Raw genomic sequence first — 12588 nt, 5'->3', positions numbered from 1 at the left:
CTAGGAGGAGAAGCATGCGTCTAATTTCCAAATTGCTCATCGGTACGGCCATGGCAGCTGCGCTGGCAATGCCCGCCGCCGCGAAGGACCTCAACAAGATCGGCATTTCCGTCGGTCTGCTCGGCAACCCGTTCTTCGTCGCCACGATCAAGGGCATCGAGGACCGCGCCAAAGAAATTAATCCGAATGTCGAGGTCATTTCGGTTTCCTCCGATTATGACCTCAACAAGCAGGTCTCCCAGATCGACAGCTTCATCGCCGCCGGCGTCGACATCATCATGCTCAACGCCGTCGACGCCAAGGCGATCGCGCCGGCCGTGAAGAAGGCCCAGGCGGCCGGCGTCATCGTCGCCGCCTTCGACGTGTCTGCGCCGGGCGCCGACGTGACCGTGATGACCAACAATGTGATGGCCGGAGCCAAAGCCTGCGACTACATCGCCGACAAGCTCGGCGGCAAGGGCGACGTGGTGATCATCAATGGCCCCGCGTCTTCTTCGATCCTGGAGCGCGTCCAGGGTTGCAAGGAATCGCTCGCCAAGCACTCCGACATCAAGATCCTCTCGGACGACCAGAACGGCCAGGCGTCGCGTGACGGCGGCCTCGCGGTCATGCAGGGTCTGCTGACCCGCTTCGACAAGATCGACGCCGTCTTCGCGATCAACGATCCCACCGCCATCGGCGCCGAACTTGCGGCCAAGCAACTCGGTCGCAAGGAGTTCATCATCACTGCCGTCGACGGCGCGCCCGACATCGAAAAGTCGCTCGCCGACGCGAATTCGATGATCAAGGCCTCTGCCTCTCAGGACCCGTATGTGATGGCGGGGCAATCCCTGAAGATGGCCGTCGATGTGCTGAACGGGAAGAAGCCGGCCGAACCCGTAGTTCTGCTCGACCCGCAGCTCATCACCGCCGACAATCTGAAGGACTACAAGGGTTGGACCGCGGCGCGCTGAGCGCCTCCTCCCGGCAGCGAGGCCGGCGCGGTTCCGGCCGGCCTCGCGCTCCATTCACCCCCGATTCGAAAGCATCCGTCCCATGTCCAAGATTGGTGTCCATTCTTTCGTCTGGAGCGCAGGCTCTTCCCGCGCGGAGCTCGAGAAGGCGCTCAACAGCACACACGCGCTCGGCTACAAGCTCATCGAGTTTTCATATCTCGACCCGACCCAGGTCGACATCAAATGGCTCGCCGGTCGGATCGACGAACTCGGCCTGGACGTCGCGGTCAGCATGGGCCTGCCGCCGGAGGGCGACATCACCAGCGACGACGCCTCGATCGTCGCTCGCGGCGAGGCCATCCTCGACCAGGCAGTGGCGATGGTGCGCGACATCGGCGGCTCCAAGCTCGCCGGCATACTGAGCTCCGCCCATGGTAAGCAGGAAACGACGCTGACCCGCCGCGGCTGGGATACGAGTGTGCAGACGCTCGCCAAGGTGGCCGACCGGGCCGCGGCTGCCGGAGTGACGCTCAATATCGAGATCGTCAATCGCTTCGAGAGCAATATGCTCAACACCGCCGCCCAGGGACTGGCCTATATCCACGACACCGGCTCCTCCAACATCTTCCTGCATCTCGATACGTTCCACATGAACATCGAGGAAGCCGATGTAGGCCTTGCGATCCGCAATGCGGCGGACAAGATCGGCTATGTCCATATCGGCGAGAGCCACCGCGGCTATCTCGGCACCGGCTCCGTCGATTTCACCGGCATTTTCGACGCGCTGGCGGCCATCGGCTGGAACGATTACGTCACGTTCGAATCTTTTTCGACGGCCATCGTCGACAAGGATCTATCGCTCAAGACCGCGATCTGGCGAAATCTCTGGGAGGACAACACCGCGCTGGCCCGCCACGCCCACAAGTTCATCGACCTGGGGCTCGAAACGGCGAGACTCAAGGCGGACCTCGTCAAAACGCCGCATCTGCCCTCGCTCTGAACAAAGCCGAACCCTCCACCGCCTTAAGGCAAGGTATCGGGGCCGTTTGGCCCCGGCCATTCCGGCGGTGGTTTCTTTTCCCCCTCCCCTTACGTCAAATGACGTATGTCGCATTGCACAATCCGGACGGATAGTCCCCTCAGACAACGGACATTAAGACTTCGTTAAACCGTTGCGCCACCAAGCGAGAGGGGAATTCCATGAAACTCAAGTCCATGCTCACCAGCGCATTCGTCGCCGGCATGCTTTCGACGACCGCCTTCCAGGGCGCGTTCGCCGCCGACGATACGATCAAGATCGGCATCCTGCATTCGCTGTCCGGCACCATGGCCATTTCCGAGACCACGCTCAAGGACGCCATGCTGATGCTCGTCGAGGAGCAGAACAAGAAGGGCGGCGTTCTCGGCAAGAAGCTCGAAGCCGTCGTCGTCGACCCGGCGTCGGATTGGCCGCTGTTTGCCGAAAAGGCCCGCGACCTGATCGAAAAGGACAAGGTGGCCGCCGTGTTCGGTTGCTGGACCTCGTCGTCGCGCAAGTCGGTCCTGCCGGTTTTCGAAGAGCTGAACTCCATCCTCTTCTACCCGGTCCAGTATGAAGGCGAAGAGTCCTCGCGCAACATCTTCTACACCGGCGCGGCTCCGAACCAGCAGGCCATTCCGGCCGTCGACTATCTCGCCGCCACCGAAGGCGTCGAGCGCTGGGTGCTGGCCGGCACCGACTACGTCTATCCCCAGACGACCAACAAGATCCTGAAGGCCTACCTGATGTCCAAGGGCGTCAAGGAAGAGGACATCATGATCAACTACACGCCGTTCGGTCACTCCGACTGGCAGACGATCGTCTCCGACATCAAGAAGTTCGGCTCCGCCGGCAAGAAGACCGCCGTCGTCTCCACCATCAACGGCGACGCCAACGTGCCCTTCTACAAGGAACTGGCCAACCAGGGCATCAAGGCCGAAGACATCCCGGTCGTCGCCTTCTCGGTGGGCGAAGAAGAACTCGCCGGCCTCGACACCGCCCCGCTCGTCGGCCACCTGGCTGCCTGGAACTACTTCCAGTCCGTCGACGCCCCGGTCAATGCCGAGTTCATCAAGACCTGGCACGCCTTTACCAAGAACGACAAGCGCGTCACCAACGACCCGATGGAAGCCGCCTATATCGGCTTCAACGCCTGGGTGAAGGCCGTCGAAGCCGCCGGCACCACCGACACGGACCCGGTCCTCGATTCGATCATCGGCGTCTCCGTCCCCAATCTGTCGGGCGGCACCTCCACCGTCATGCCGAACCATCACATCACCAAGCCGGTGCTGATCGGCGAAATCCAGGCCGACGGCCAGTTCGACATCGTCCAGCAGACGGCCGCCGTCGTCGGCGACGAATGGTCCGATTACCTGCCGGACTCCAAGGATCTGATCTCCGACTGGCGCAAGCCGATGTCCTGCGGCAACTTCAACGTCGCCACCGGCAAGTGCGGCGGCAAGGGCTCCTGAGTGCATCCTCTAACCCCAAGAGGATGAGTTGAGGAGCGGGCAGTCACGGGCTGCCCGCTCTGTTTTCGAGGGTTCGGCGCCGACGCTAGAAGGTGCGGACCGCTCGCATTCCCGGGCGAAACACTGGTGGACACCATAATGTCACGCGCATTCAGAACCATTTTCCTCGCCATGTCGCTGTTGCTGAGCGCCGCCGCGACGGTTGCATGGGCCCAGCAGGACCTGAAGACACAGATCAACGCCTTGGCGTCCGCCAAGCTGCCCGATATTCCCGCCATCGTTCAGGCGCTCGCGGCCGCCGGCGACCCCAGCGTGGTTCCGGTGCTCGAGGCGCTCGGCGAAGGCGACCTCTATTTCCGCAAGTCCGACAAATCCGTATTCCTGACCAAACCCGCCGGCGCGAATCTTTCGCTGATCGACCCGCTGTCGGGAGAGGTTGTCGGCGAGGAGCCGAAAGGCGCGTTGACCAAGATCAGGGTCAACAACAATCTCCGCCGCGCCATCCGTTCGGCTCTGGGCGGGCTGACCCTGCTCAGCCCCGATCGCAATGTCCGGCTTCAGGCGGCCGACGCCGTGCTGAAATCTCCGAGCGCCGAAAATCTCGGCCTGCTGGAGGCAGCCATCGCCAAGGAGACCGACGCCGTCGTCAAGACCCGCATGGAAACTGCCCGCTCGGTCTCGGTTCTCGGGTCCGATCTCGGAGCGGACGAAAAGAAGGCCGCGATTGAAACGATCCGGGACAAGATCGGCGGCCGCGACGCCATCGGCATCCTGATGGCCGCCGCCGGCAAGGCCGATCCTGCGGTCAAGCCCGATATCGATGCGGCGATCGCCTCCATCCAGGGTAATCTCGCGCTGTGGGACACGCTCCAGAATATCTGGTACGGCATGTCGCTCGGCTCGGTTCTGCTGCTCGCCGCCATCGGCCTCGCCATCACCTTCGGCGTCATGGGCATCATCAATATGGCGCATGGCGAAATGGTCATGCTCGGCGCCTATTCGACCTTCGTGGTGCAGGACGTCATCCGCGACAATTATCCGGGCCTGTTCGACGTGTCGCTGGCGATCGCGCTGCCGGTCGCCTTCCTCGTCACGGGCGCCGTGGGTCTGATCATCGAACGCGGCGTCATTCGCTTCCTTTATGGCCGGCCGCTGGAAACGCTCCTGGCGACCTGGGGCGTTTCTCTGATCCTGCAGCAGCTCGTCCGCACCATTTTCGGCCCGACCAATCAGGAAGTCGGCAATCCCTCCTGGATGGCCGGCTCCTTCCCGCTCGGCGGCATGACGATCACCTGGAACCGCCTCTGGATCGTCGTTTTCTCGCTGTCGGTCTTCTTCGCGCTGCTGATGCTGATGAAACGCTCGGCTTACGGCCTGCAGATGCGCGCCGTCACCCAGAACCGCCGGATGGCCTCCTCCATGGGCATCCGCACCCCTTGGGTCGACGCGCTGACCTTTGCGCTGGGATCCGGCATCGCCGGGATCGCCGGGGTGGCGCTCAGCCAGATCGACAACGTCTCTCCGAACCTCGGCCAGTCCTACATCATCGACAGCTTCATGGTCGTGGTGTTCGGCGGCGTCGGCAATCTCTGGGGCACGCTGGTCGGCGCCCTGTCGCTCGGCGTCCTCAACAAATTCCTCGAGCCGACCGTCGGCGCCGTTCTCGGCAAGATCCTGGTGCTGGTTCTCATCATCCTCTTCATCCAGAAGCGGCCGCGTGGTCTCTTCGCACTCAAGGGAAGGGCGATCGAAGCATGATCACCGGCTTTTTGCTCCGCGCGTTGGATCAACGCATCGTCATCGCCATCGCGGTCATTCTCGCGATCGGCATCCTGGTCCCGGCGTCCAATCTGCTGTTGCCCGTCGACAGCGCCTTCCGCATACCGACCTATGTCATGAGCCTGTTCGGGAAATACCTGACCTATGCGCTGCTGGCGCTCACTCTGGATCTGGTCTGGGGCTATTGCGGCATCCTCTCGCTCGGCCATGCCGCCTTCTTCGCGCTCGGCGGTTATGCGATGGGCATGTATCTTATGCGCCAGATCGGCCCGCGCGGCGTCTATGGCGACCCTGTCCTTCCCGATTTCATGGTCTTCCTGAACTGGAAGGAGCTGCCTTGGTTCTGGCATGGCTTCGACATGTTCTGGTTCGCGATGCTGATGGTGATCGCCGCGCCCGGCATTCTCGCCTTCATCTTCGGCTGGTTCGCTTTCCGCTCGCGCGTCAACGGCGTCTATCTCTCGATCATCACCCAGGCGATGACCTATGCGCTGCTGCTCGCCTTCTTCCGCAACGACATGGGTTTCGGCGGCAATAACGGCCTGACCGATTTCAAGGACATCCTCGGCTATTCGGTCCAGTCAGACGGAACCCGCGCGACGCTGTTCTTCATGAGCGCGCTGATGCTGGCGCTGTGTCTGCTGCTGTCCTCGGCCATCGTCCGCTCCAAATACGGAAAGGTGCTGATCGGCGTCCGCGACGCCGAAAGCCGGACCCGCTTCCTCGGCTACCGGGTGGAAAACATCAAGCTGTTCACCTTCGTCGTCTCCGCCATGATGGCGGGCATCGCCGGCGCGCTGTTCGTGCCGCAGGTCGGCATCATCAATCCCGGCGAATTCGAGCCCGGCAATTCGATCGAGGTCGTCATCTGGACCGCGGTCGGCGGTCGCGGCACGCTGATCGGGCCGATCATCGGCGCGGTGCTGGTCAATGCAGGCAAGACCTTCTTCACCGGCGCCTTTCCCGAATTCTGGCTCTTCGCCCTCGGCGGCCTGTTCGTTCTGGTGACGCTGTTCCTGCCCAAGGGCATCGTCGGCACGGTGACCCAGTATTTCGCCACCCGTAAATCCTATCAGAAGGCCGCAGACGACGAGAAGGCGCGCGACGCCGCCCTCGCCGCCGGGGCCGAAGCCGCGGAGTAAGACGATGAGCGATATCAAGCCCCGGAGCATTCTCTATCTCGACGGCGTCTCGGTGTCTTTCGACGGGTTCAAGGCGCTCAACTCGCTGTCCTTCGTGGTCGAACCCGGCGAACTGCGCGCCATCATCGGCCCCAACGGCGCCGGCAAGACCACGATGATGGACATCATCACCGGCAAGACCCGGCCCGATTCCGGCGAAGTTTTCTTCAATGGCGAGATTGATCTCACCAAGAAGGATGAGGCCGACATCGCCCAGCTCGGCATCGGCCGTAAGTTCCAGAAGCCGACCGTGTTCGAGAGCCATACGGTGTGGGACAATCTCGAACTGGCGCTCAACCGCAAGCGCGGCGTCTTCGCGACGCTCTTCTATTCGCTGTCGGCGGCCGACAAGGCGCGCATCGAGGAGATCCTCGAAACGGTGCGGCTGACAGCCCGCAAGGACGATTACGCCGCCAATCTCAGCCATGGCCAGAAGCAGTGGCTGGAGATCGGCATGCTGCTCGCCCAGGAGCCGAAACTGCTCCTCGTCGATGAACCCGTCGCAGGCATGACCGACGCCGAGACGGCGGAGACCGCGATCCTGCTGAAGGAAATCGCCAAGACCCGCTCCGTGGTGGTGGTCGAGCACGACATGGGCTTCATCCGCGACCTCGGCGTCAAGGTGACGTGCCTCGCCGAAGGCTCGGTGCTGGCCGAGGGCTCGATCGATTTCGTGTCGAGCGATCCCAAGGTCATCGAGAACTATCTGGGGCGGTGAGGAGATGATGGAGCATCAAGATCAGCCCCCCTCTGCCCTGCCGGGCATCTCCCCCACAAGGGGGGAGAACGGCGCGACGCCGACCGCATTCGTCCCCTCTCCCCCCTTGTGGGGGAGATGTCACGCAGTGACAGAGGGGGGTGAATATCACACCGCAGCTTTCGCTGGAGATTTCTGATGCTGACCGTCGACAAAGCCAACCTTCACTACGGCGCGGCGCAGGCGCTGCGCGGCGTCTCCATCACGGCCGAAATGGGCAAGATCACCTGCGTGCTCGGCCGCAACGGCGTCGGCAAATCCTCCCTGCTGCGCGCCGTCACCGGCCAGCATCCGGTCAGCGGCGGCGCGATCGCCTTCAACGGCGCGACGCTGAACGGCCTGGCGCCCTATGCCCGCGCCAAGCTCGGCATCGGTTATGTGCCGCAGGGCCGCGAAATCTTTCCGCTGCTGACGGTAAAGGAAAACCTGGAGACGGGCTACGCGCCGGTCAAACGCGGCGACCGCAACATTCCCGACGACATTTTCAGCCTGTTTCCTGTGCTGCAATCCATGCTCGGCCGCCGGGGCGGCGATCTCTCGGGCGGTCAGCAACAGCAATTGGCGATCGGCCGCGCCCTGGTGACGCGCCCCAAGATCCTCGTGCTCGACGAGCCGACCGAGGGCATCCAGCCCTCGATCATCAAGGATATCGGCCGCGCCATCAAATATCTGCGCGACTCCACCGGCATGGCGATCCTGCTGGTCGAGCAATATCTCGATTTCTGCCGCGAACTCGCCGACCACGTCTATATCATGGATCGCGGCGAGATCGTGCACGAGGGCGCAGCCGAGACGCTGGATACGGCCGAGGCGCGCCGGCATCTGACGGTTTGACCGGGCCTGGCTCATACCGGGCGAAGATTGGCGCTTTTTTCAGCAATCGACAAATCAGCCTAATCGATTGACAGATTCGCTCAGGCTTGAAAAAACACGATCAAGACCAGGCCGGCGCTCATGCCGGTCTTTGCATGGTGACCCGTGACAGCACTCGCCCAGATTCGCCCGCAACGCGCCAAGGGCCGCGCCCGCCTCGTGACCAAAGCTCTGGCGGGCCGCACCCGGCTCGACGTCTTCTATCAGGAAGGCGCGGCCAAGATCCGCATGCCGGAATCCTTCGACGGGCGCATGGAGGCGGTGCTGATCAACACGTCGGGCGGCCTGACCGGCGGCGACCGGATCGACTGGACCGTCGAGGCCGGCTCCGACACGCATGTCACCGTCACCACCCAGGCCTGCGAACGCGTCTACCGTTCCTCGGGCGGCCATGCGTCCGTCGATACGGTTCTCAAGGTGGGCGCCGATGCGGCGCTGCATTGGCTGCCCCAGGAAACCATCCTGTTCGACCAAGGCGCGCTGAAGCGCAGCCTCGATGTCGATCTCGCCGCCTCCGCCCGATTTCTCGGGCTCGAAGCCGTATTGCTCGGTCGCAAGGCCATGGGAGAATCAGTGACGTCAGGCCTGTTCAGGGACAGCTGGCGCATCCGCCGCGCCGGCCGCTTGATCCATGCCGAGGAGTTGCGGCTCGACGGCGACATCGCCGATCTACAGGCGCGCAAGGCGGTGCTTTCGGGAAACCGCGCCTTCGCGACGCTTCTCTATTGCGGGCCCGACGCGGAGGCGAAACTGGCCGCCGCGCGCGCGCTCGTCGACCGCCCGGGCTGCGGCGCAAGCCATTGGAACGACAAGCTGATCCTGCGGCTCACCGCGTCGGAGGGCTTCGAGCTCCGAAAAATCCTGATCCCGGCAATTTCGCTCTTGCGAAACGGCGCCGCCCCGCCGAAAGTGTGGCATCTCTGACCGTTCGTCCACCGTCGTTTGGCGTATTGCCAGACCGTGTCGACCGGATTTGATTGCGTCCAGACCAGCATCCATGCGGAGCAGCCGATGAACCTCTCTCCACGCGAAAAAGACAAGCTCCTGATCTCGATGGCGGCCATGGTGGCTCGCCGCCGGCTGGAGCGCGGCGTCAAGCTCAACTATCCCGAAGCCATCGCGCTGATTTCCGATTTCGTCGTCGAAGGCGCCCGCGACGGCCGCTCGGTAGCCGATCTGATGGAAGCCGGCGCCCATGTCATCACCCGCGACCAGGTGATGGAAGGCATCGCCGAGATGATCCATGACGTGCAGGTCGAGGCGACATTTCCGGACGGCACCAAACTGGTGACCGTACACGAACCGATCCGCTGAACAGGAGCGACAGTCATGATCCCAGGCGAACTCATTGCCGCATCAGGCGAGATCGAACTCAATGCCGGCCTGCCCACGGTGACGATCGACGTCGCCAACACCGGCGACCGTCCGATCCAGGTCGGCAGCCATTATCATTTCTATGAGACCAACAAGGGGCTGGATTTCGACCGCGACAAGGCGCGCGGCATGCGCCTCGACATCCCCTCCGGCACCGCCGTCCGTTTCGAGCCGGGCCAGAAGCGCACCGTCACGCTGATCCCGCTGTCCGGCATGCGCGAAGTCTACGGCTTTCGCCAGCAGGTGATGGGCGCGCTGTGACGGATGGATTGTTCACGCAATCTCCGGGCATGCGCCACGGTGACTGACCGAGTGTAGACTAAAGGTTTGGACAGAGGCGACCGTTCGACGCCAATGGATGAACAGGAATGGGAGGAAACAAAATGAAAATCACCACACTCATGGTGGCCGTCTCGAGCCTCTGGGCGGCAATGCCCGCTCTGGCGCAGGACGCGCCGGACGTGGATTGCGAGAACGCAGAGACGCAGATGGAGATGAATTTCTGCGCCGAGCAGGATTTCGACAAGGCCGACGCCGCGCTCAACAAAGCCTATAAGCGCGCCATGGCGTCGCAGAAGAAAGCGGACGCCGACGTCGAGGAAACCATGGGCGCGAACTCCGTCGGCGCGGTCGCCGCGCTCAAGAAAGCCCAACGCGCCTGGATTGATTATCGCGACGGCCATTGCGAAGGCGTAGGCTTCCAGGCCCGCGGCGGCACGATGGAGCCGATGCTGATGATGGGCTGCAAGGCCGAGCTTTCCACAGCCCGCGCCAAGGAACTGAACGAACTGGCGCAAGGCATGGGGAACTGAGATGACGCGGCGGGTGATGATCGTCGGCAATGCCGATCTCGGCGAGGGCGAACAGGCCCTAACCGAGACGGCGGACGTCGTCATCCGCTTCAATGATTGCCGTTCGGCCGGCCCTTCGGGTGGACGCACCGACATCGTCGCCGTCTGCAACACCGGCCGTCCGGGCAAGAAGATGCTGGAGGACCCCGCCTGGCGCGCCAACCCTTGCGTCGCAGCGGCCTCCGAGATCTGGAGCATACGGGACCCTGCGAAGTTCGAGAGCCTTAGGGCGCCGCTGGCGATCAGCCATCCCGAACTCGATGATTTTTGCGACGACTATACGGATGGTTTTGCGGCGTTTTGCGCGGCTTCCGGCAAGACCCATTACGTGCTGCCCGCCGCCACCCATGACCGGCTGGACGCCGAACTCTCAGCCTATGATCCGTCGCCCTATGTCACGCCCTCGACCGGCCTGATCGTCATCGCCGAATTTCTGGCGAGCCGCGCCGGCGCGGGCGACTCGATCCTGCTCATCGGTTTCGGCCATCAGGGCTGGGAATGGCACCCGTGGGACGCCGAACGCCAGTGGATCGACGCCCGCATCCGCGAAGGCTATCTCACCCGCTATCACGACACTTCCTCCCTCCGCATCGCCTCAGGAGCTTGACGCCATGTCCTTTAAAATGTCCCGCGCGGCTTACGCCTCCATGTTCGGTCCCACCACCGGCGACAAATTGCGCCTGGCCGACACCGAACTCTTCGTCGAGGTGGAGAAGGATTTCACCACCTATGGCGAAGAGGTGAAGTTCGGCGGCGGCAAGGTCATCCGCGACGGCATGGGCCAGAGCCAGGTGACGCGCGCCAACGGCGCGGTCGACACCGTCATCACCAATGTGCTGATCATCGATCACTGGGGCATCGTCAAGGCCGATGTCGGCCTGAAGGACGGCCGCATCGCCGCCATCGGCAAGGCCGGCAATCCCGACACGCAACCCGGCGTCGACATCATCGTCGGTCCCGGCACCGAGGCCATCGCCGGCGAGGGCAAGATCCTCACCGCCGGCGGCATGGACGCCCATATCCACTTCATCTGCCCGCAGCAGATCGAGGACGCGCTGATGAGCGGTCTGACCACCATGCTCGGCGGCGGCACTGGCCCGGCGCATGGCACGCTCGCCACCACCTGCACCCCTGGCCCCTGGCATATCCAGCGCATGATCGAGGCCGCCGACGCTTTCCCGATGAACCTGGCTTTCGCCGGCAAGGGCAACGCCTCGCTGCCCGCAGCGCTCGAGGAGATGATCCTCGCCGGCGCTTCGGCCCTGAAGCTGCACGAGGACTGGGGCACGACCCCCGGCGCGATCGATTGCTGCCTCTCCGTCGCCGACGACTATGACGTGCAGGTGATGATCCACACCGATACGCTGAACGAATCCGGCTTCGTCGAGGATTCGCTCGCCGCCATGAAGGGCCGCACCATCCACGCTTTCCACACCGAAGGCGCCGGCGGCGGTCACGCGCCTGATATCATCAAGGTCTGCGGCTCGCTCAACGTCATCCCCTCGTCGACCAACCCGACCCGGCCCTACACGATCAACACGCTGGCCGAACATCTGGACATGCTGATGGTCTGCCACCATCTCAGCCCGTCGATCCCGGAAGACATCGCCTTCGCCGAAAGCCGCATCCGCAAGGAGACCATTGCGGCCGAGGATATTCTCCACGACATGGGCGCCTTTTCGATCATCTCCTCCGACAGCCAGGCCATGGGCCGCGTCGGCGAAGTGGCGATCCGCACCTGGCAGACCGCCGACAAGATGAAGCGCCAACGGGGCGCGCTGCCGGAGGAAAAGGGTGACAACGACAATGTCCGCGTCAAGCGCTACATCGCCAAATACACCATCAACCCGGCCGTCGCCCATGGGCTGAGCCATGAGATCGGCTCGATCGAAGTCGGCAAGCGCGCCGACCTCGTGCTGTGGTCGCCGGCCTTCTTCGGCGTCAAGCCCGACATGGTGCTGCTCGGCGGCATGATCGCGGCAGCCCCGATGGGCGATCCGAACGCCTCGATCCCGACGCCGCAGCCGGTGCATTACCGCCATATGTTCGGCGCCTATGGCAAGGCCCGCACCAATTCGTCCGTGACCTTCGTCAGCCAGGCGGCGCTGGACGCCGGCGTGCAGGGCAGGATCGGAACGGCCAAGCAGATGGTCGCCGTCAGGAACACCCGCGGCGGCATCTCCAAGAAGTCGATGATCCACAACGATCTGACCCCGCATGTCGAGGTTGATCCCGAAACCTACGAAGTCCGCGCCGACGGCGTGCTCTTGACCTGCGAACCGGCGACCGTGCTGCCGATGGCGCAGCGCTATTTCCTGTTCTGAGTTGCAATTTCCGAGATCGCGCCT

13 protein-coding genes are annotated in these 12588 nt (G+C 63.3%); all 13 read left to right on the top strand.

What is annotated here, in order from left to right:
• The first annotated feature begins 14 nt into the window (after window positions 1-14).
• The 13 genes from OCK01_RS10110 (at window position 15) to ureC (ending at window position 12564) form a co-directional block, all read left to right on the top strand.
• On the top strand, window positions 15-953 hold the full coding sequence (locus OCK01_RS10110) for an ABC transporter substrate-binding protein (RefSeq protein ID WP_263823817.1): 939 nt from the start codon (window positions 15-17) through the stop codon (window positions 951-953).
• A gap of 82 nt (window positions 954-1035) precedes the next feature.
• Window positions 1036-1935, top strand: coding sequence for a sugar phosphate isomerase/epimerase family protein (locus tag OCK01_RS10105; RefSeq protein ID WP_263823816.1), 900 nt, complete (start codon window positions 1036-1038; stop codon window positions 1933-1935).
• Window positions 1936-2135: 200 nt separating this feature from the next.
• Complete coding sequence (gene urtA / locus OCK01_RS10100; protein ID WP_263823815.1) at window positions 2136-3425, top strand: urea ABC transporter substrate-binding protein; 1290 nt, start codon at window positions 2136-2138, stop codon at window positions 3423-3425.
• Between the two features lie 138 nt (window positions 3426-3563).
• A complete protein-coding gene (gene urtB / locus OCK01_RS10095; RefSeq protein ID WP_412178994.1) occupies window positions 3564-5183 on the top strand; it encodes an urea ABC transporter permease subunit UrtB in 1620 nt (539 codons plus the stop codon).
• Entirely contained in the window at window positions 5180-6346 is a 1167-nt protein-coding gene (gene urtC, locus OCK01_RS10090) for an urea ABC transporter permease subunit UrtC (protein WP_263823814.1), read from the top strand. The genes urtB and urtC overlap by 4 nt, the downstream gene beginning before the upstream one ends.
• Window positions 6347-6350: 4 nt before the next feature.
• Window positions 6351-7103 (top strand): urea ABC transporter ATP-binding protein UrtD, encoded by a 753-nt coding sequence (urtD, locus tag OCK01_RS10085; RefSeq protein ID WP_263823813.1) that lies wholly within the window; start codon window positions 6351-6353, stop codon window positions 7101-7103.
• 177 nt (window positions 7104-7280) lie between these two features.
• Window positions 7281-7976 (top strand): urea ABC transporter ATP-binding subunit UrtE, encoded by a 696-nt coding sequence (urtE, locus tag OCK01_RS10080; protein ID WP_263823812.1) that lies wholly within the window; start codon window positions 7281-7283, stop codon window positions 7974-7976.
• Between the two features lie 144 nt (window positions 7977-8120).
• On the top strand, window positions 8121-8939 hold the full coding sequence (locus OCK01_RS10075) for an urease accessory protein UreD (RefSeq protein WP_263823811.1): 819 nt from the start codon (window positions 8121-8123) through the stop codon (window positions 8937-8939).
• An 87-nt stretch (window positions 8940-9026) separates the two neighbouring features.
• Window positions 9027-9329, top strand: a complete 303-nt coding sequence (locus OCK01_RS10070) for an urease subunit gamma (protein WP_263823810.1) — start codon at window positions 9027-9029, stop codon at window positions 9327-9329.
• A 15-nt stretch (window positions 9330-9344) separates the two neighbouring features.
• A complete protein-coding gene (locus OCK01_RS10065) occupies window positions 9345-9650 on the top strand; it encodes an urease subunit beta (RefSeq protein WP_263823809.1) in 306 nt (101 codons plus the stop codon).
• 122 nt (window positions 9651-9772) lie between these two features.
• Window positions 9773-10201 (top strand): lysozyme inhibitor LprI family protein, encoded by a 429-nt coding sequence (locus tag OCK01_RS10060; protein WP_263823808.1) that lies wholly within the window; start codon window positions 9773-9775, stop codon window positions 10199-10201.
• A gap of 16 nt (window positions 10202-10217) precedes the next feature.
• Entirely contained in the window at window positions 10218-10847 is a 630-nt protein-coding gene (locus OCK01_RS10055; protein WP_263824022.1) for a Urease operon accessory protein, read from the top strand.
• A gap of 4 nt (window positions 10848-10851) precedes the next feature.
• The gene (ureC, locus tag OCK01_RS10050) at window positions 10852-12564 is read left to right on the top strand and encodes an urease subunit alpha (RefSeq protein WP_263823807.1); all 1713 of its coding nucleotides are present in this window, start codon (window positions 10852-10854) and stop codon (window positions 12562-12564) included.
• Window positions 12565-12588 lie beyond the last annotated feature (24 nt).

The sequence above is a fragment of the Rhizobium sp. TRM95796 genome (assembly GCF_025779995.1).
Lineage (GTDB): Bacteria > Pseudomonadota > Alphaproteobacteria > Rhizobiales > Rhizobiaceae > Rhizobium_E.
This window is presented reverse-complemented; position numbering and strand designations above follow the sequence as displayed.